The organism is Allocatelliglobosispora scoriae (genome assembly GCF_014204945.1).
In the GTDB taxonomy this organism is placed as follows: domain Bacteria; phylum Actinomycetota; class Actinomycetes; order Mycobacteriales; family Micromonosporaceae; genus Allocatelliglobosispora; species Allocatelliglobosispora scoriae.
The window spans coordinates 3006815-3026206 of record NZ_JACHMN010000003.1; the positions used below are offsets into that span (position 1 = coordinate 3006815).

The window sequence follows — 19392 nt, forward strand, 5'->3', positions numbered from 1 at the left end:
CCGCGCCGCGGTCTCCCCCTGGCGCTAATTCCTACTCTGTGAGTAGGATATATGCCATCGACAGTGCTCACGCCCAGGGGGAGACATGACCACGGAGGTCCTCGCGAAAAGCCCGGTCGCCGCCGACGAGTTCGCCGAGCAGTGGCAGGCCTGGCATCGCAGCCACGAGACCCGCCGAGCCGACCCGCACGGATTCCTCGCCATCACCGGGATCCACTGGCTGGGTCCCGAGCCCCAGCGGTTCACCGACGCACCCGGCACCTGGACCGCGACCGACGACGACATCACCGTGGTCCTCGACGACGGCGACGAGCTCGTCATCGACGGCGTCACCGTCCGCGGCGAGCACAGCTTCGGCGCGATCGCCGAGCGCGCCAGCGTCCACGCGCGCTGGCAGGCCGCGGTCATCGAGGTCGCACGCCGAGGGGGGTACGCCATCGTCCGCCCCCGCCACCCCGACAACCCGGTGCTGGCCGCGTACCGGGGAACGCCCGCGTACGAACCGGACCCGCGCTGGGCGGTCACCGGACGGTACGTTCCCTTCGCGGAGCCCCGCCCGACCACGGTCGGTTCGGTCGTCGACGAGCTGCACCACGTCTACCCCGCGCTCGGCCGCGTCGACTTCGCCGTCGACGGGCAGCCGCTGAGCCTCACGGTGTTCGAGGGCTACACGCCGGGCAGCCTGACGATCCTGTTCACCGACGCGACCTCCGGCGTCACGACCTACGCGGCCAACCGGTCCCTGCAGCTCGGCCCGCCCGACGAGGACGGCACGGTGACCGTGGACTTCAACCGGGCCACCAACCTGCCGTGCGCCTACACCGACCACGCGACCTGCCCGCTGCCGCCCGCCGAGAACCGGCTCGCGGTCGCCGTCGAGGCCGGTGAGCGGTACCCGTACGAGACCGCGGTGTGACGAATGCGTTGCGAGCCGGTGCGCAGCGGATCGCTCCGCCGCGCACCGGCTTCGCGCTTCCCTAGGGCGAGTCGGGCTCGTCGGTCACCTCGACCTCCTGATAGTCGACCTTCTTGCGAGTCGCACGCGGCGTGGTCGTCCGCGGTCGGGCGATGTCCTCCCGGTCCCGATCGCTGAGCTTCACCTTCTCGTCGTCGTCATCGAGTTTCAGCCCGCCGACCATCCCCAGCTTCTTGCGGGGCTCACCGAGCTCGACGAATCCGGCCAGCCCGGCGAACAGCTCCGGGCTGTCCGGATTGAGGTCGCCCGCGGCGAGGGCGACGGCGAGCGAACTCTGCGTCGCGAACTCCGCCGCGGCGACGCAGTTCGGCCAGGCGAGCTCGACGCTCATCAGGTGGGTGCGCAGGATGTGGGCCATCCGGATCCGGGGCGACGCGTTGGACCCGGGGGTGGCGGGGTTGCGGCCGACGCCGACGATCGGTCGCGTCGCCTGCGCGACGCCGGGCAGGTTCAGCATCCCCCACAGCGCGTTGAGCAGAGCGTCGGACGACCAGGGGTCGGTGTTCTCCTCCGTGTCCTCCAACCGCTTGCGGTGCTTCCCCTCGGCGGCGGGGCTGGCCGGTGCGCCATGCGCGATCGCCACCAGCGGCAGCGCGTTGCGCGCCGCCAGATAGGCCGCGGCCAGCCGGCACACGCACCGGTGGACCTCGGCGTCGGTGCCGGCCTGCTGGAGGGAGAGCTCCGCCTCGACGAGGCGGTCCCAGGCGATCGCGAAGATCTCCTTGGGATCGTCCTGGCGCGACAGCGCCGGGCGGCCGTCCACGATCCCCGGCAGTGCCGGCAGCGTCCGCAGGGTCGCGGTCAGAGCGAGCAGGAAGGTACGCGCGTTGCGGATCGTCCGGTCGTGGATCGCCCGCCGCAGCTGGGACTCGAAGACCACGTGTGCGGTGAGGTGGTGGCCCTGCTCGTTGAGGAGCGTCGTGCCCCGGCCGCTGATGGAGACCCCGGTGACCAGGGTGTTCGGCAGCATCGTGATCGCGACCAGGGGCTCCTGGAGCGGTGTGCTCCAGCCGAGCGGTGCGAGCGCGGGCATCCCGTTCGTGGCCGGGGCGGCGCCCCAGTTGGTCGGCCAGGCGATGTCCGGGTCGGTCCCGTCGTTCAGGGTGGCGAGGTGCTCGTTGATCAGGGCGGGTTCTTCCAGGCCGGATACGTGGTAGGCGACCGGGTAAGCGACACTGATCATCCGCAGGTGCCGCAGTACCATCCGGGTCACGGCATCCGGGCGTGCGCCGGTCGCCGTGCCGGGGGCGTCGGCCACGGCGCCCGTACCCCCGATGAACTTCAACGCCCGCGGGTCGAGCAGACCCCAGATCCACCGCCGCACGTCCGCGACGTCCTGGACCGCGCCGGTCTCGGTGGCCCGGAGTCCGGACAGGGGCCGTGCCTCGCCACCACCGGTGGCCTGCCCGCGGTCGATCCAGACGCTGGCGAGCGGCGCGTAGTTGCAGGCGCTCAGGTAGGCCGCGATCGCGTTCTCGAGCTGCCCCGGTGCGGGGATCAGGGCGATCGCCGCGCGGCAGCGGTCACCGGCGCCGTTGAAGTAGGCGAGCCGGTCCCCGGCGAGCCGGGCGCGCTCCGCGGCGGAGTGCACGGCGTTGATGAGGGTGGTCAGCCGGCCCGCTGCGACGGTGGGCGTCACGCCGATGACGGTGCGGCGGACGATGTCGCCGAACACTCCCCACGCCGTGCTGTGGTTGCCCTCCCCGGCGTAGGGGCGGGGGTAGGGTCGGCCGTGGACCTCGACCCGGGTGATCAGGCCGCCTTCCAGGGTCACCGCGACCGTCGGATCGTTTCGTACGGGCTGCATCGGCTCGGGCTCCTTCGCGTCGTCACACGGCCACCCCGTGTGCGTTGACGAGTTATCCGTCGCCGCACCTGATACGCGCTGTCGCGCACCTGTCACCCGTACTCCTGAGTAGGCGCATGATCCGGTGAGTATCCGTACTCATCCGGGGTATTCGATGGATGGGAATACTCGTGGCATGACGAGGGACAGTGGGCCGATGAAGGCTGCGGCGGGTGTGGCGGGGCTGGTGGCGGCATCGGCGGCGGCGTGGTGGTGGTGGCTGGGGCGCGACACGCAGTACCAGACCGATCCGGTCACCGGCGTGACGAGCGGGCCGTACGAGGCCTGGCAGGTGATCGGTTTCGTGGCCAGCCTCGCCGTGGTGGCGGCGGTCGGGGGCCTGCTCCTGCGGCCCTGGCTGGTGGTCGCGGCGATGACCCTGACGGTGACGGCGGCGTGGTCGGCGCAGGCCGGCTCGGATGAGTCGGGCCTGTGGGTGGTGGGTGCGGCGATGGTCTTCGTCGGGACGGCCGTCGGCACCGCCGTGGTCGCCTTCGGGGCCGGCTTCCTGCGGAGGCGAACACCCCGTTCCTGATCGCCCGGCCGGCGCGGATGGGAGAGCGGGCCCGGTACTGTCGGCGCATGCGCCTGATGTCTTGTGTCGCGTGTGGACGCCCTGTCCTCGACCTGCCCGGTCAGACCGTCATGCTGGAGCCGTATGCGGCGGTTGCGGGCGTGCCGCCGGTGAGCACCGCGGGTGCGTGGCATCTGAGCTGTCTGGCGTCGGACCCGGCAGCCGAGCAGTGGGGACACGCCCACGTGCACAGTGTCGTGCAGGTGCGCCGGTTCGACCTGATCGCCAGGGTTCCGGAGTGGGCGGTGGTGGAGAACCCGCGTACCGGTGACCGGTTGGCGCTGGGCCGGCTCGGCGCGATCGTGGCGTTGCGCGGACGCGGAATCACCACGGCACCGGCCGGGTTGCGGGTGACCGTGTCCGAGTACTGGCTGGAGTGGGACCAGCCGGTCATCGCCCGCATCCAGGCCGAACTCCGCAGCTCCGGCGCCGCCGCCGTGCTGGACGTGGCCGACCTCCTCGGCATCCGCGACCGCCTCACCAGCCCTCACACACTCGCCGACAGCGCCTTCCGGGCCGACTCGGAGCTCATCGAGGAGTGGACGCCGACAGCGGTGGGGGCGGCACTCGACATCGCCGTGGCGCTCCCGCCTGAGCTGCACCCGCTGCTGTAGGGCGGAGCGTCCTGGGCGGAGGTTGCCTGCTGTATCGGCCGATACAGGTCACCGGCGGCGGTAGGATCACTGGACGATGGAGTTCACTTTCGTGCCCCGGCGTCCACCGCCGCCGCTGGAGCGTTTCGTCGAATCGATCTGGTACGCGCGTGGGCGCATCGACTACCCGAACGAGTTGATCGCCCCGACCGGATCCACCGTGGCGGTGATCGTGCTCGGTCCGCCGATCCGCGAGACACCGGCCGGGGGCGAGCCGTTCCTGGCCACGGCGGGGTTCTTGATCGGACCGCACGACCGGCCGGTGGTCAACGAACCCACGGCCGAGACCTACTGCCTCGGCGTGGTCTCCACCCCGATCGGATGCCGGGCGCTGTTCGGGCTGGCGCCGGCCGACTGGCGCGCCAAAGCAGTCGACCTGCCGTCGGTGTGGCCGCCCGCAGCGGAGCTGCGCAGTCGGCTGCTCACCATGTCAGCACCCGAAGCGATGCTCGACCTCGTTCAATCCACCCTGCTCACCGGACTCGACGCCAACGTACCCGGTCTCGAACGCTGCGAGGCGGCGGTACGCGCGTTGGAGGCCGACCCGGGGCGCGCGATCGGCGAACTCGCCACCGAACTGGGTGTCAGCCACGGCCATCTGGACCGGGAGTTCACGGCCGTCGTCGGCCTCAGCCCACGTGTGCTGTCGCGTATCCTGCGGCTGCGCGCACTCCTGGCCCGCGTGGACGTCTACGCTCCCATCGACTGGGCCGCCCTGGCATCGGATGCGGGCTGGTTCGACCAGAGCCACTTCATCCGCGACTTCAAACGGCACACCGGCGTCACCCCGTCGGAGTACGCCGCCGCACAGCGTGCCGCCTTCACCCCGGAGCAGGCCGCGCCCGGTTTCACGCCATCGCGCGGGTAGGTGAAGGTGAAATCTGTACAAGACGCCGGCCCGCCGGCACCGCGACCATGGTCGGTATGCCTGATCCAGCCGCCGCGCTCGCCAGCCAATTGCGCAACATCGAACAAGGCACCGGACGCTCTACCGTCCAGTGGGCCGCACTGATCAACGCGACCGGCCTGGCCAAGCACGGCCAGATCGTGTCGTTCCTCAAATCCGAACACGGCCTGACCCACGGCAACGCCAACACCCTGGCCCACGCGGTGCGCGAGCACCAGGCTGGCGGCCCGCCGCCCGAATCGGACCTGCTCGACGCGCAGTACCAGGGCGCCAAGTCCGCGCTTCGGCCCGTCTATGACGAGGTCGTCGCGGTCGCCCGCGCGCTGGGCGACGACGTCACCGTCACGGTGCAGAAGACGGGGGTGAGCCTTCGGCGCCACAAGCAGTTCGCCCTCGTCCAGGCCCCTTCATCGCGACACGTCCAGCTCGGCCTCAACCTCAAGGACACCCCGGCGACACCCCGGCTGCAGGCCCTCTCGGGTATGTGCAGCCACCGCGTGCACCTGACCGACGTCGATGACATCGATGACGAGGTGGCCGGCTGGCTGCGCCTCGCCTACGGTCAGGCCTGAAACGCCCGCGCAGGCAGCGGCGGTCATGCCACGATCTGCGGTGGCGACGGTTGGCTGAGGCAGGCCGACGAGCATGATGTCCCAGTCGGTCATCGACAGGCAACGGAGCTCACCTTTGCCGGTCGCGACGGACGTGCTCCGCGTGGTCACAGATGAGGTCGAACAGCTCGCGCCCGTCCTGGAGCCCAGCGTCGTAGGCGGCCACGTCGTCAGCTCCCGCTCGACGGACGGCCCGAGGTAGGGGCACCGCCTGGCCATCTCCGTCTGATGGACCGGCAGGTCAGGATGGATGTTTGCATCGCCACGCGGACGAGTCTGATGCCGGTGCGGGCCGCGACCTGCCGGGCGATCGTGTTGGCGGACCCATGCTCCATTGCCAGCCACTCGGCCATCGTCACATCAGGAATCGTCACGACCGACAGTGTGCCGCACAGCATCGCGGGCTTCATGCACACCTTCAGAAGGCACGATGGCTATTACGGCCACGTGCTACCTACGAAAGCGGCCAGGTCTCGCGCTACCTAATACGGCAGGTGCACTTCGGCTGCAGCGGCGAGACTGGTCGATCCCCTCAGTTGTTTGCAGTTGTCGTGGGGCGAGGATGGGCAGCATGACGACCACTCCGGCACTCATGCGATGATCGTCTGTGTGAAGGCCGTCGGTGATGTGGTTGTCGAGGAATCTACCTTTGTGGCACGGTTCCTTCTCGGCGGGACTTGCGCGGAATCCGTTGCCAACGTCGACGTTTTCGTCGACCTGACCGACGGGTCCAGTTGGGCGCTGACGATCTTCAGCGTTGACGAGGTTCGCCGGCTGCTCGACAAGTGGCGGGAGTCCGGCGAGTGCGCCAATGGCAGCTACTTCTGGGCCGTTGACCAGGTGATCGTGCCAGAGGCCGGCGTCGCAGGAATGGTCGCCGCGATTCGTGAACTCGTCCGGTCCGGAGAAATCACCAGCGTCGGTGTGCGCTGCGAGCCTGTCTGAATCAGGTGGCCTGCGTCCGTGACCACGTCTCTGATGACCTATCGAGTTCGAGCTGGTGGCGGCGCTTGTAGTGACTGTCGCGGGCTTGGGCTTTCGGAGATGGGCCGGTCCGCCGCATCGGGAGCGGCCCATCTCTTTAGATTATGCAGTCGTCAGCTGTATCCATGGTTTTCGAGGAAGCTGATTGCCGAGTCGTCGACTCTGCTCATTTTCAGTATCGGGCTGTCAGTCACTCCGTTTACTAGGACCTTCCTTCCTGGGTGCTTATAGACCAGCCATGCGGCGAACATGGAAATGTACGTCAGTTCTCCGTCGGCCACGACCTCCGTAGAGCGGAAAGCATCGATCCGCCATACGGAGGTCATTGGCCGAGAAAGAACAAATATCAGGGGTTCATTTTCATAGTTGTCACCTATCGGAGGTAGGCCCTCTACTTCGGGAGCGAAGCTGCCTGAGTCAAGGGTGAAGTCCCATCTACGCCTCCACCAAATACCCACCTGTACAGATGCGGGCGGATCTAAGCGACGGAGAGTTAAGTTGCTGTAGTCATCCATACTGGCCGCCAATCACTTGTTCCCAGCAGTCTAGCAATCAATGAAATAGTAGCGGGCCAATCCATTCGGCGTTCGCCTTGATAGCCTCAAATGCTCCGGGATGGAAGGCGACTTCGTCCGGACCCCAGTTTCGCCATACAAGGCCTTGCTGTTCCAGGCTCCGTACAACACTGTTCGGGAGGCGGCAGATGATCACGCAGGTGTCGCCTCCGTGTTTGACACCCCAGCCGTAAGCTGCTTCTACGGCGGCCAGCCTATCTGCTTGATTGACCGGGACCGTGTAAAAACTACCCTTACTACGCGAACCGATTACATCATTTGCCTTCCTGGCAAGGTTGTTGACCCCATTTTTTAGAATGTCATTCGCGCTCTCGGGGCTGGTTCCGTGCGCGAAGTCTTCGAAGCCGCAGTCGTCGTCATCAGGCGGGCACTCCGGCGCATTCGTCGATGTTGGCGGCTGGTTTGGTGGCCCTGATCTGCCGCCTCCCCCGCTTGGCTGCGGTTCCGGGTCTGGATCGGGTGTCGGCTTGGTTGTTCCTCCGGCTCCGCCTGCTGCCGCCTCTGCTGCTGCCTTTGCCGCTGCTGCCTTTGCTGCCGCTGCTGCCGCTGCCGCTTCTTCTGCTGCTTTGTCGGCTTGTCGCTGCCTCCAGGCGGCTTCGGCGCCGCTCTTGGCTCGGATGAGGGCTGGGCCCGGAAGCTGCGCGCAGTCCTCTGGTATGGAGGGTCAGAGCGGATATCCCTGATCAGCCATGAGGTCGGCGATGAGGAGGAATATCTCGGCGGTTGGCAGGTCGTCGTGGCGTTTGTAGAGGAGCCGAACCCGGGCGATCTGGCGGATCTGCGTAGGTGCCAGCACGATGGTCTTGGCGGGGATGCCGCGCATGTCGTTGTAAGACCAAACGTAGTCAGCGCTGGGCGCGCCCGACTGCGTGGAGATCACTTCGATGTCGGTGACGTCTTGGGTGGTCCGGTGGATGTTCTCGGCTATGGCTTCGGCGGTGTCGGCGTCAGGAGCGTTGACGACCCAGATGTACGGCCCTTCGCCGTCATGGCGTTCCGGGCCGGCCACGGTCACGGTCCAGACATTCGCTGCGGGTTTGAGGTGGTGGGTTGATCGTGCTGCTGGCATGGAGATGCCTCCTCTTGTGGATGTGCGATTGCGGTAAGGCGGGCTGGCGGAGTCTCGGCATACGTGAGATGAGGACCGCCGTCCGCGTAGGACGTGCTTTGCAGGTGCCGAATGCCAGAGGGTGGATCGGCAGCACCTGGTTGGTGGTGGGCTTCTACCGGCTGCAGCCGCCGCACACCACTGGTCGGCGCTGTCGAACCGGTGCTATCCGTCGTGCTCTGCGCTGCTCGGCGTCAGCGACAGCCGTTAATGGCGCACGGAGCGGTTCACCGATGCCGTAGCCGTCTCGAATGAGTCGAAGTCCATGACAGTCGCCTTCCGTATCGGCTGGCGTGGTGGCACAAGGGGCCGATAGAGGTGTGCCCCGGGGCGGCGCGGGTGGGTTGGACCCGCGCCGCCCCAGACCGTCAGCGGCGTACCAGGGTCAGCAGCCGCCGGTGGGCGGTTGCCTTGAGCTCGTCCTCGGTTCCTTCGAGCGCCAGGGTGGCGCGAGCGGCGAGGCTGTTGCCGCGCAGCGAGCCGGTGGGCCGGATGTTCTTGCCCCAGTCGGCGTACTCGGTGATGGCCCGCTCGGCGGCGTAGGCGGTGCGGCCGAGGCTTTCGGCGTTGCTGGTGAACCCTTCGACGAGCCGGGCGGTCCGGACAGCGTGGTTGGCCTTGGCCCGGTCGCTGGCGCCGACCGCCGGCGGCGCCCACAGGTCGTCGATGACCTTGCGGAATTCGTCGAGGGCGAGCGCGGTGCGGGCGAGCGCCTCTTCTTCGGCGGCGAACTGCTGGTAGTAGTCGATCGACAGGCGCAGGGTGCGGCGGGCTTCGTCGACGCGTTCGTGGGCGTTGCGGGTGTGGCGGATGCCCCACCGGGTGTGGGCGTCGCGCAGCGCGAACCGTTCGGTGTTGCCGCAGACGGGCCGCCAGGGGGTGGCGACGACCTGGAAGAGGCTGGATCCGTCGTGGGAGTTGACGGCGACGATGAACGGCAGGATCTGGTCGTTGATGCCGGTGGCGTCGATGGTGATGGTGTGGGGGAGCCGGAGGCTGACGAAGACCTTGCGGCCTTCGCGCAGGGCGCCGGCGGACTCCCACGTGATGTCGTACTGGTCGACGAGGTCCTGGAGGAATTCGAACACGGTGCGGTTCTGCATGACGGTGTAGCGGGAGCCGACGACGCCGAGTCCGGCGGAGGTGTCGTCGCGGACGGTGACGTACTGGCCGTCGAGGACTTTGGCGGGCCCGTCGGGGGTGTCGCGGTACAGGACGGGGCGGCGGTGCACGGTGTAGTCGATGCCGCCCAGTCGCAGGACGGTGTCGATGTCTGCGGTGCCGCCGGGGATGACGTTGCCCAGGGCGTGCCAGGCGGGTTGCGCGGTGTAGAGGGCGGCCTGGCCGCGGGTGGTGTCGAGTCCGTGCTGAGGGACGAGCATGCCGCCGCGCATGGTGAGGATCTCGCCGTTGTCCCAGTTGCCGGGTTCGTTGACCCGGTAGCGGTCGCCGCCGACGGCGACGAGGGTGCCGTTGGCGAGGCGGCTGTCGAGGTCGGCTCGGTGGGCGCGGACGGCGTCGGCCTGGCGGCCGCGTTCGGCGGCGAAGGCCTCGTTGACGTCGACGGCTGGTGTGGTGCTGCTGGACATGCGGTGTTCCTTTCGGGGTGTGGGAAACGGGGTCCGGGCACGGCCGAGCGGCCGTGCCCGGTAGCGAGTCGCGGCCGGCTCGGCCGCAGGCGGAGGAACAAGGCAAGCCGCACCCCGCGACGGGGGTACGGCTGAGGTGAGGTCGGCCGTGACGGCCGGGCGAGCGTGCTAGCGGGGGCGGCCGGTGACCGTGGTGCTGGTCAGCGGGCGGCGGTCAGGCAGGTGCAGTCCGGGCCGGACGGGCAGCGCAGGTCGGTCCACAGCTGCGGCTGGTGGACCAGCCGGGGCCGGGTGACGGCGACCGGTGCGCATCCGGCGAGGATCTCGTAGCTGCCGTCGGCGGGCAGGTGGAACGAGGTGAACGGCACTCGCGTGTTCGGCTCGAACACCGTCATGCCGATCGACCCGTCCGGTGGAGTGTTCCAGCTCGGTGCGGGGATTCCGCTGAGCCAGGCCCGCTCGACGAGAACCAGGTGGGTGTGTTCGCGGCCGGCGACACTGCGGGTGATGCGGGCCCAGCGGCCCGTGAGGCTGTTGACGTCGATGTCGGTGAACATGGCCAGCTCCTGAAGGCTGATCGTGGTGGCGATGGGGGTGAGGCGGAGCGGTAGTAGGCGGTGGCCCCGGCGAGCGGGGGACCGGGCTCGTCGCGACGCGTGACGGCCAAGCCGCAGTCGGTGCGGTTCAGGTGGTCGCCGCCGTCGCTGGCTGCCAGCCAGCGGAGGGTGCCCGGCGCCGGTAGGCGCGGTGGCCGTGCGGGTCGGTGTGGACGTCTGGCGGGCTTCGGCTGTTCCGGCACGCCATGGACTGCGGCGCGGTCATGCGGCGGTCTTGCGGTCGCGCAGGCGCGGCCCGCGCCGGGGGAGCCCGGCGGGGACGGTCATCGACGGGGCGTAGATGTCGTAGGGCAGGTGGGTGCGCTTGACGTGGTAGAGCGCGACGTCGGCGCGGTGCAGCAGGGTGCCGAGCTGGTCGCTCGGTTCGCCCCAGCACGTTCCGGCGCGGCCGGAGCAGGTGAGGGTGATCGGTGCGCCGTCGACGGTGAGGGCGATGGGCGTGGCGGAGATGGACCGGACGATGTCGTGGACGGCCTCGCCGATCTCGGGCCGCACCGGCAGCAGGACCGCGAACTCGTCGCCGCCGAGGCGTGCGGCGATGCCGCCGTTGCGGCCGGCGGCGGTCTCTATGCGGTCGGCGACCTCGATGAGGACGTCGTCGCCTGCCTGGTGGCCGTAGGTGTCGTTGACGGCTTTGAACCGGTCGAGGTCGACGACGGCCAGGATCATCGGCTCGTCGTCCTCGCACCATATGGCGTGCGCGGTGGCGAGCCCGGCCCGGTTGAGCAGGCCGGTCAGCGGGTCGTGGTGAGCGCGCCAGGTGGCGTCGGCGAGCGCCGAGCGCAGCCGCCGCAGCTGCAGCCAGGCGGTGGCCCGCCCGGCGAGCACCGCAGCCACGAGGGCGGCGATCAAGGGGATGTGTGCGGACACTGGTTTCCTCTCCAGGAGAGGACCCGGGACGCGTGTTGTCCAGACGCGGCGTCCCGGGCCCAACGAAAACAGCCCGCCGGTCGGCGGGCTGGAAGGTGGCGCTAGGAGCGGTGACGCGGCCGCCGGTTCGGCGGTGGCGCCTATTCGAAGGCGGGCGTGCCGTCGTGGTCGGCGGGAGGCCACGGGTCGAAGTGGCTCGGCGGCAGGAACGAGTCGACGGCGGTGGCGACCAGCTCGGCCATGGTGTAGCCCGGGTGCGTGTGCAGGGCGCGCCGCAGCGACGTCCGCGCCAGGATCCCGTCGCCGCGCCGGTAGGCGCACCAGGCGGCCAGGCTCGCTGGCGCAGCCGCCAGGTCCGGCTTGCACCGCCTGGTCACGTCGAGCCACAGGTCGAGCTGCCAGGGCTGGTCGTCGGTGCGCAGCCACACGTAGTCGCGCCACCGCAGGAACTGCAGCAGCAGGCTCAGCCGCGCGACCTGCTCGTCGGCGAGCGCCCTGCCGCCTTCGGCCCGGGCCAGCGCCGTGTCGATCACGTCGCGCTCGGCGGCTTCGCCCGGCCGTTGCAGCACCCAGTCGAGGGCGGCGCCCAGGGCGTTGAGCATGGCCTCGGCTTCGTCGCCGGTGACCGGCGCGGCGAGCCGTTCCACGTCGGCGCGGCTGGGCAGGGCGACGATCCCGTGCACGGTGGCCTGCGCGGCGGCGGCCGTGGCCGAGACGTCGACCGGCTGCCCGTCGGGCGGCAGGCAGTCGGAGCACAGCAGGCACCGGAAGCGGCCGTCGCCGACCAGCAGCGCCTGGGTGATCCGCAGCCCGTACCCGGTCAGGACCGCGATCAGCGCCTCGATCGACGGCCGGGCCGTGTCCGGCCCGTAGCCGATCACGACCATCGAGTCGATCTCGACGAAGTCGGTGACCTCGGCCACCGACGCCAGTGTGTCGGCGATCGGGTGGTCCAGGTCCACCCGGAGGCTGAACTCGATGCGCTCGCCGTTCATGGCGAGCAGCACGACGCTGTCGTGCGGGTGGAAGCCGAGCAGGTACGGCACGATGCCGAGCAGTTCGGTCGGGTCGGTGATGACGATGCGGGACGGGGGTGGGTTCTCGCTGCCCATGAGGTGTCCTTCCACGAGGGCGGGCATGGTCGACTGCGCCGGTCGCGACGGGCGCGGCGGCGTGCCGGGTGGTGGTGTTGCTGTCGGCTGACAGCGGCTGAGCTATGCGCATGGAGGTCCGGCCCAGCGGGGGCCGACTCGACCGGGGACCGGCGGAGCTCGTCGGACAGGGCCGTCAGGTGTCACCGGCGGCAGTACCGCGCTGGTTCGCGGAGTCGCGAAGGCGGTGCCGGCGGGCGGGCGGTGTGCTGAGACATTCCGGGCGGTCCGCGCCGACCTGGATCAGGTGGGCGGCAGGACGCCGATGGAATGTGTGAGGTCACCGGGTGCTGTGTGCAGAGTTGACGCCACGCTAACCCGTTGTCCTGGCCGTCGGCGGCAGCTGTCAGACACCCCGACCTGACAGCACCTGACCGGCCGGATCCCGGAGCAGCGGGCCGCGGCGCGGCCTGCCGACATCGGTGCCGGGCCCGGCCCGCCGCAGGACTGCGGTCGCGTGCCGCAGGAGTCTTGGCAGCTGGGCGACGACGGGATCCGCCGGTCCTGACAGGACACAGGACTGTCAGGACCAGCCGACCTGACAGCACCGGTCAGCGCCTGACAAACCCCTGTTCCGGTCAGATCACCGTGGCTGAATCAGGCTCCCGCGCCACCGCCCCGGTGGCCGCGCGCCTGAAAGGGGCACCTCCGTGCGCCGCACCACACCACCGGTCTTCGCCACCCTCGACACCGCGTTCGCGATGCTGACCTGCGAACCGGCACCCCTCACCCTGGACACCACCGCCGTCGTCGGGCTGCCCGACGGACCGCTGCCGCTGGGGGAGCTGCGCGCCCTGCTCCTGGGCGGCCGAACCGGAGCCGCCGCCACCGCGCAGGTGTGGAAGCTGCTCGCCGAACAGGCCCGCGAGCGGGGCTCCGCCTGGACGGTCGCCGCGGTCGGCGTCGCGCTGCCGGCGCTGACCCGGATCACGGGCCGCCTCGCCGCGGGCAACGACCGCCACCACGACGACATCGCCTCGGAGGTCCTGGCCGCGTTCCTGCACGCCCTGCGCACCGAGGACCCCGACCAGCCGCGGCTGTGGCAGCGCCTGTGCTGGGCCGCATGGCGGGCCGGGATGCGCGTCGTGCAGACCACCGAATGCGCCGAACTCCCCGCCGACACCGACACCGGATCCCGGCTGCCCAAACGCCCCTACGGGCACCCCGACCTGATCCTCGGCCGCGCGGTCGCCGCCGGGATCCTCACCGCCGGACAGGCCGAGCTGATCTCCGCCACCCGCCTCGGCGACGTCCTCGTCGAGGAGCTCGCCCAGCACCACGGGGTGTCCGCACCGGCGATGCGCATGCGCCGCCGCCGCGCCGAACTCGCCCTCGCCGCCGCACTGCACCGCGGCGACCTGCTCGTCCCCGCCGCCCGCTGACCGAGCCACCCACCGCACCTCACCCGTTCACGATCAGGAGAAGACCATGACCCACGACCAGCACGCCTCCGTACGCCACTGGACCGACCTGATCCGCCGGATCCGGTTCACCAACGCCCGCGAGGGGATGCGCGGCGCCACGCTCAAGGGCGTCGCGCTCATGCTCGCCACCTACGCCGACTCCGACGGCACCCGCATCTTCCCCGGCAACGCGCGGATCTCCGTCGACTGCGAGGTCGACTACCGCACCGCGAGGTCGGCCATCGCCACCCTGCACCAGCTCGGCCTGCTCGTGCTCGTCCGCAAGGCCACCCGGGACCGCAACGCCAACGAGTACCGGCTTGCCATCCCCGAGGACCTCCTCGAGCAGGAGGGCATCGAGGTCTGGTCACCGACGCAGTACGAGGCTGTCGTCAACAAGATCAAGAAAGCTCGTCAGGGGGAGACCCGACCGGCCAAGGACGCCAAACCCACGAAGGCTCGCGCCACGGCGCCGCAGGACACGCCGCGACCCGCAGACACAGAACCCGCAGGACACGCCGTGCTCGCCGTAGCGGCGTCCGCAGGACACGCCGTGTCCGCGCCGCAGGACACGCCATGCCCCCCCACCTACCAAGGACCAGTTCACAACACCTACCCCCCAACGATGACTGGGGTTGTCGACCAGCTTGCGGTTACGCGCGCGAGCGGCCCAGCGGCCGCCGATGCCGTCCGGGGAACCGATCCGGCAGCTCCCGCCACCGTCGGCAGGAAGCCCCGGGGCGAAGCGGTTCGCCATGCGGGGCATCCTCACCGCGACGATGCGCCGTCAGGGTTCCGGCTGCTGATGCTCGCGGCCACCGCTGATGCCGTTGACGAGGCGACAGAGGCTGCTGCACTGCAGGACAGTTGGTACCACCGCCAGGGCTTCGGCCGTTCGGCGTCCGTTCATCGAGGGTCCCGGGACTACCTCACGAGCGGCGTCTGAGTGGCGATGGACGCCGGTCGCGCCTCATCGGTCGTAGAACCTCAGGCCTCGTCGGGAGTGCAGGGTGTCGGCGTGGTCGGCGCCCAGTACGCGGGTGCGGTCGGCGACGAGGTCCTGGTAGAGGCGTACCGCCTCGGCCCGGTCGCCGGCCTCTCCGACGTTGAGCGCCAGGTTGTGCCGGGAGCGCAGGGTGTCGGCGTGGTCGGTGCCGAGCACGCGGGTGCGGTCGGCGACGAGGTCCTGGTAGAGGCGTACCGCCTCGGCCCGGTCGCCGGCCTCTCCGACGTTGAGCGCCAGGTTGTGCCGGGAGCGCAGGGTGTCGGCGTGGTCGGTGCCGAGCACGCGGGTGCGGTCGGCGACCAGGTCCTCGTAGAGGCGTACCGCCTCCGCGGCGTCGCCGCCCTCGCCCACATCGATCGCCAGGTTGTGCCGCGAATGCATGGTGTCGGGGTGGTCTCTGCCCAGCACCCTGGTCCGGTCGGCGACCACCTACCGGTACAGGCGTACCGCCTCCGCCCGGTCGCCGCCCGCACCCACGTTGAGCGCCAGGTTGTGCCGGGAGTCGAGGGTGTCGGGGTGGTCGGCGCCCATGATCCGAGCCCGGTCCGTGACCACCTCCAGGCACAGGCGCACCGCCTCAGCGAAGTCGCCGGCGAGCGTGGCCTTCAACACCTCGGCATGGCGGATCATCAGCAGCGATTTCTCGGTGAACGTGACAGCCGATACCGCCTGGACACGGGGTGGCGGCTGGTGTGTGCGCAGCCGGGCCAGAAACCCTTCGGACGGCATCCGGCCGGTCGTGACGTCCTCATGGTGCAGTTCGGCGAGCCGGAACAGCGGCTTGCCCGATCGCAGCAGCGGCAGGATCGGCTTGCCCTCGGCTTCAGCGAGCAACAACTCCCGCTGCACCCAGACGGAGTTCGCGGCCTGCGGACTCATCAGGACGATCATCGCCGCGCAATCGACCACCTGCGCCTGGATGACGCTCTGCCACCGGTCCCCGGCGATGATCTCATTGTCGAACCAGACCCGGACACCGGCCTTCGCCAGATGGTCGGCCAGCCTCAGCACGTAGTCGGCGTCGCTGGCGTGGCTGTAGGAGATGAACACGTGACCGGGCACAATCGCACGCTACCTACCGCTGTCGATTTCTTGGAACCGGACCGGCCGCCGGCATCGAACGCTCACGCCGATCAACCGCGCAGGCCTCGTCACGTCGGGTGTCACCTCGCCCTACATTCCGCGGCGGCGAAGGGGCAAGTCAATGCTCTGTCCGGCGGGCTCGCCCTCCGTACGTTGGATCGTCATGGCTTACGTCCAGCTTTTCGGATCTGTCGAGAAGCGAATGCCTGCGATCTTGCTTCATCCGGGATGGCCAGCGTGCTGCAGCAGCGAGCCGACGTCTACGGCAGGATGGTCGGATGGATCATCGCTGGGCGGACCTGGCTCGAACGCTGCGAAACCTGGGCCTGTGGGCGCACCTTTCCGAAGACGAAGCGAACGCGGCGGAGCGGAAGGTGGTGGAGGACCGGTGGCCCTTCGGGGCGTTCGGTGACGAGCCCGGTCGCTTTTGGTTCTTCGTCGACGGCGAAAATATGGCTGAGGGCTTTGTCGGCCGGGAGCTTGCCGCCATGGCGCCCAGTCTTCGTCAGCATGGTGTCGATCTCCAGATCGAGGACGTCGAGGGTGAGGAAGAGGACTACGTCGTCGCGATAAATGGCCGACGTTGTGTCGCCTGGTCGCACCGCGACCAGGCGGAGCGCAGTGCTTGGGCGACGGCGACAGTCCGGCCTCTCGCGGTAATCAACGATCTGCTCGCCGAGGCCCGCGCGCTCCCGCGTGTGTTTACCTTGTACGCGGGCGGCAACGAAGGCATCGCCTGGCTCTTGGACCCCCGGGTCGTCACCGCGATCGCAGACAGTGGCCTGCTGAGCGATCGAGAGGTGCCCGCACTCGCCTCAGGCAGCTAACCAATCGTCACCTGTCTGAAGGCATCTAACCCGCTGACAGCGCATTCTTCCGCCGCTGACCGGGCGCTCATGCCGCTGAGCGGGCGTCTGGCACTCGTGGTCGTGACCTTTTGTTGGAATAGTGCCTCCGGCGGGATACAGCCCAAGGCTGCTCCCCAGAGGACACCTGGCCATAGCGGCTGACCTGCCGATCGGCTGGATTTGTCGGTGTTCGGCACAGGTTCCCATATTCGTGCGACTCGGCAAGACTCGTACCTGCGACCCACGTTTCAGGAAGGGGTTGGTCGCGATCACTCCAACGACGGTCTCACCTAGGCGGGTCTTGCGCTCCGGAGTCTCGGCGGCCTAGACCATTCCGTACATGTCCCCGTTGCCGGGCGGCGGCAAGCTGGACAGCCAGACCTTGTGAAGCTGTTCGTAGCGAATCGTGTCAACGGCGGCGGGGTCAACCAGGAGTGTGAGGATCTGTCCTCCACTGGGAGTCGGTTGCAGATGCTGCTGGAGTCGGGGCAGCGGTAGTGGTGGCAGTCCAGAAACATGCGCAGCTCCGAAGTAGGTCCACCAGCCCAGCCACGAGGGCCACTGGCCAGGCGTCATGCTGTCGTCCATGAGGTCGGTCATGTCCCAGATCTGCTCGATCGACCACTCGTCCGTAACCCTGCCGTGAAGTGCCCCGAGGGTCTCGGCAGCGTCGACCCACAACGCGGTCAGCCGGCGGTGCAGGTGACGGTAACCATCGGCTAGTGGCGTCGGATTGCGGTGGCACCAGACGGAGTCCAGCGACCACGACAGTCGAATGCCATCGCCGGCCTGGTCCGGTTCACGCTGGCAGTGAGCGAAGATGTCGACCTCGCCGAGCCACAAGGCGATGTGCCTCATGCCTGCGGCCACGGCTGTCGGAGTCTCGGCCTCGGTGATGAATACGTGATCCCCGTCGTCGCCGAAGACCGTTACAGTGCCGGACTCGTTGCGCATTGACAAGCCATGCCTACGCGCAAGATCGATAAATTCGCTGCTGACGGCCGCCGGGGGCCGGTGGTCGGAGAAGTGCAGACCCCAGCTCCAGTCCGAACCCATGATGAGATCCTTCCATGACGTCGCGCTACCTGGCGGGCAACTCCCCACATCGAACGCGTCTACCCTCGCGCCATGCTGATCGTCGTACGACACGCACTGCCCGCCTGCGGTCCCGAGGCCCCACCGGAGGAGTGGGAGCTGTGCTACGAGGGCCAGGCGGGCGCGGCCTCCCTGACCCGGCGCCTACCTAAAAATGCCCTGCTGGTCTCAAGCACGGAGCCGAAGGCGCGGCAGACCCTGGAGCCGAGCGCCCCGGGTCACCCCCGACACGCGCTTCGACGAGGTGTGGCGGCACGGGAGTCGTTCGGCGGCAACTTCCGGGAGCTGCGGTACGCCTACGTCTCCGGGACCGATCACCAAGGCTGGGAGCCTCGGAGCGAGGTAGTAGCCCGGTTCACCGACACCATTGCGCAGTGTCTGGACCGTGCGAACGGGCGACCACTCGTCGTGGCGAGCCACGGAATGGCACTGACCACATGGCTCACCGCCGCTGTCGGCCTGCCCGACCCGGCCGGTTCTGGACGGGCCTGTGGATGCCTTACCCGCTAATGGTCGACCTTGATCAGTGCACGGTCACCCGGATGGAGTCCCCCGACCTGATCCGCACCCGCTGACCTGAAGAACCTGAGGAAGACTAGCGTGGCGATTGCCTGATCATCTGAGTGCCCCGGCAGGATTCGAACCTGCGCCCCCACGGATGCCTACATCGGCAAACCCCGGCTACATCTGCCCGTACCGGCCGTGCCTGTAGTGCAGGTCGACGCGAAGACGCTCACCCGGCAGCTCAAGGACGCGCGGACACTGTCCGATCGAGGGGATTATGAGGGGGCGACGCGGCTGCTGGAGTATGTCGTGGCCGGCCGGACCTCGCTCCTGGGCGCCGACCACCCCGACACCTTGATTGCCCGGCACAACTTGGCGGCCAACCTGGGTGAGGCTGGTGATCGGGTGGAGGCGGTACGCCTGTTCCGGGAGCTGGTCGCCGACCTCACCCGGGTCCAGGGCGTCGACCACACCAGTACCCTGAGCGCACGTCACGTCCTGGCGCACAACGTGGGTGAGGGTGGTGATCGGATGGAGGCGGTGCGCCTGTTCCGGGAGCTGGTCGCCGACCTCACCCGGGTCCAGGGCGCTGACCACCCCGACACCCTGGGCTCCCGTCACAACCTCGCGTACGAGGTGGGTGAGGGTGGTGATCGGGTGGAGGCGGTACGCCTGCTCCGGCAGTCGGTCGCCGACCGTACCCGCGTCCTTGGCACCGACCACCCCGATACCGCTTTCGCCCGCGATCAGCTCAAGCATTACGGAGGATGAGAACCGACCAGGTGCGACGAATTTACAGACCACGACCCGTACAGGTATCTACCTGCGTAAACGTCGCTACGGCGCTCAATCTTTGGGAGCGTTTGGGGGAATGCTGAGCTGAGCGTAGTGATCGTCGGGCAGACCGTTCGGACTCGCGGCCCATGCGCGATCCGCCGAGCGCTCCTGCCTGGTTCGTGCCATATGCCAGCGGGAGCATGACCGTAGTCACG

Annotated in this window: 20 protein-coding genes; 11 read left to right on the forward strand and 9 right to left on the reverse strand. The window is 69.0% G+C overall.

Annotation, left to right across the window (positions count from 1 at the left end):
- Positions 1–85 precede the first annotated feature (85 nt).
- On the forward strand, positions 86–916 hold the full coding sequence (locus tag F4553_RS39560) for a DUF1684 domain-containing protein (RefSeq protein WP_184846816.1): 831 nt from the start codon (positions 86–88) through the stop codon (positions 914–916).
- 61 nt (positions 917–977) lie between these two features.
- On the opposite strand, the gene F4553_RS39565 is transcribed toward F4553_RS39560, so the two are convergent.
- On the reverse strand, positions 978–2783 hold the full coding sequence (locus tag F4553_RS39565) for a hypothetical protein (RefSeq protein ID WP_184846817.1): 1806 nt from the start codon (positions 2781–2783) through the stop codon (positions 978–980).
- Positions 2784–2958: 175 nt separating this feature from the next.
- On the opposite strand from F4553_RS39565, the gene F4553_RS39570 reads away from it, so the two are divergent.
- The 5 genes from F4553_RS39570 to F4553_RS39590 all read left to right on the forward strand — a co-directional run bounded on the left by F4553_RS39570 (position 2959) and on the right by F4553_RS39590 (position 6512).
- Positions 2959–3357, forward strand: a complete 399-nt coding sequence (locus tag F4553_RS39570; RefSeq protein ID WP_246467618.1) for a hypothetical protein — start codon at positions 2959–2961, stop codon at positions 3355–3357.
- Positions 3358–3404: 47 nt separating this feature from the next.
- The gene (locus tag F4553_RS39575) at positions 3405–4010 is read left to right on the forward strand and encodes a hypothetical protein (protein WP_184846819.1); all 606 of its coding nucleotides are present in this window, start codon (positions 3405–3407) and stop codon (positions 4008–4010) included.
- A gap of 76 nt (positions 4011–4086) precedes the next feature.
- A complete protein-coding gene (locus tag F4553_RS39580) occupies positions 4087–4917 on the forward strand; it encodes a helix-turn-helix domain-containing protein (protein WP_184846821.1) in 831 nt (276 codons plus the stop codon).
- A 56-nt stretch (positions 4918–4973) separates the two neighbouring features.
- A complete protein-coding gene (locus tag F4553_RS39585) occupies positions 4974–5528 on the forward strand; it encodes a DUF5655 domain-containing protein (RefSeq protein WP_184846823.1) in 555 nt (184 codons plus the stop codon).
- A 579-nt stretch (positions 5529–6107) separates the two neighbouring features.
- Complete coding sequence (locus F4553_RS39590) at positions 6108–6512, forward strand: hypothetical protein (protein WP_246467620.1); 405 nt, start codon at positions 6108–6110, stop codon at positions 6510–6512.
- Positions 6513–7790: 1278 nt separating this feature from the next.
- Here F4553_RS39590 and F4553_RS39595 read toward each other — a convergent pair.
- From F4553_RS39595 to F4553_RS39615, 5 genes are all read right to left on the reverse strand, one after another.
- On the reverse strand, positions 7791–8195 hold the full coding sequence (locus tag F4553_RS39595) for a hypothetical protein (protein WP_184846825.1): 405 nt from the start codon (positions 8193–8195) through the stop codon (positions 7791–7793).
- A 407-nt stretch (positions 8196–8602) separates the two neighbouring features.
- Positions 8603–9823: a TIGR03299 family phage/plasmid-derived protein gene (locus tag F4553_RS39600; RefSeq protein WP_184846827.1), complete on the reverse strand. Its 1221-nt coding sequence runs from the start codon at positions 9821–9823 to the stop codon at positions 8603–8605.
- A gap of 200 nt (positions 9824–10023) precedes the next feature.
- Entirely contained in the window at positions 10024–10380 is a 357-nt protein-coding gene (locus F4553_RS39605; RefSeq protein ID WP_184846829.1) for a hypothetical protein, read from the reverse strand.
- 261 nt (positions 10381–10641) lie between these two features.
- Positions 10642–11310: a GGDEF domain-containing protein gene (locus F4553_RS39610; RefSeq protein ID WP_184846831.1), complete on the reverse strand. Its 669-nt coding sequence runs from the start codon at positions 11308–11310 to the stop codon at positions 10642–10644.
- Between the two features lie 140 nt (positions 11311–11450).
- Positions 11451–12422: a DUF4192 domain-containing protein gene (locus F4553_RS39615; RefSeq protein WP_184846833.1), complete on the reverse strand. Its 972-nt coding sequence runs from the start codon at positions 12420–12422 to the stop codon at positions 11451–11453.
- Positions 12423–13111: 689 nt separating this feature from the next.
- Here F4553_RS39615 and F4553_RS39620 point away from each other — a divergent pair.
- Both F4553_RS39620 and F4553_RS39625 read left to right on the forward strand, forming a co-directional pair.
- Positions 13112–13843 carry a hypothetical protein gene (locus F4553_RS39620; protein WP_184846835.1) on the forward strand — a complete coding sequence of 244 codons (732 nt, stop codon included), beginning with the start codon at positions 13112–13114 and terminating at the stop codon, positions 13841–13843.
- Positions 13844–13889: 46 nt separating this feature from the next.
- Complete coding sequence (locus F4553_RS39625; RefSeq protein WP_184846837.1) at positions 13890–14810, forward strand: helix-turn-helix domain-containing protein; 921 nt, start codon at positions 13890–13892, stop codon at positions 14808–14810.
- A gap of 24 nt (positions 14811–14834) precedes the next feature.
- Here the strand turns inward: F4553_RS39625 and F4553_RS39630 are convergent, their stop codons facing one another.
- Together F4553_RS39630 and F4553_RS42735 are read right to left on the reverse strand one after the other, a co-directional pair.
- Positions 14835–15251, reverse strand: coding sequence for a tetratricopeptide repeat protein (locus tag F4553_RS39630; protein ID WP_184846839.1), 417 nt, complete (start codon positions 15249–15251; stop codon positions 14835–14837).
- A 48-nt stretch (positions 15252–15299) separates the two neighbouring features.
- Positions 15300–15932, reverse strand: coding sequence for a TIR domain-containing protein (locus F4553_RS42735; RefSeq protein WP_184846841.1), 633 nt, complete (start codon positions 15930–15932; stop codon positions 15300–15302).
- A gap of 299 nt (positions 15933–16231) precedes the next feature.
- Here F4553_RS42735 and F4553_RS39640 point away from each other — a divergent pair, with 299 nt between their 5' ends.
- Complete coding sequence (locus tag F4553_RS39640) at positions 16232–16780, forward strand: hypothetical protein (protein WP_184846843.1); 549 nt, start codon at positions 16232–16234, stop codon at positions 16778–16780.
- A gap of 345 nt (positions 16781–17125) precedes the next feature.
- On the opposite strand, the gene F4553_RS39645 is transcribed toward F4553_RS39640, so the two are convergent.
- Positions 17126–17857 (reverse strand): hypothetical protein, encoded by a 732-nt coding sequence (locus tag F4553_RS39645; RefSeq protein ID WP_184846845.1) that lies wholly within the window; start codon positions 17855–17857, stop codon positions 17126–17128.
- A gap of 72 nt (positions 17858–17929) precedes the next feature.
- Here F4553_RS39645 and F4553_RS39650 point away from each other — a divergent pair, with 72 nt between their 5' ends.
- Complete coding sequence (locus tag F4553_RS39650) at positions 17930–18406, forward strand: histidine phosphatase family protein (RefSeq protein ID WP_184846847.1); 477 nt, start codon at positions 17930–17932, stop codon at positions 18404–18406.
- 192 nt (positions 18407–18598) lie between these two features.
- Positions 18599–19171, forward strand: a complete 573-nt coding sequence (locus F4553_RS39655) for a tetratricopeptide repeat protein (protein WP_184846849.1) — start codon at positions 18599–18601, stop codon at positions 19169–19171.
- The last annotated feature ends 221 nt before the right edge of the window (positions 19172–19392 follow it).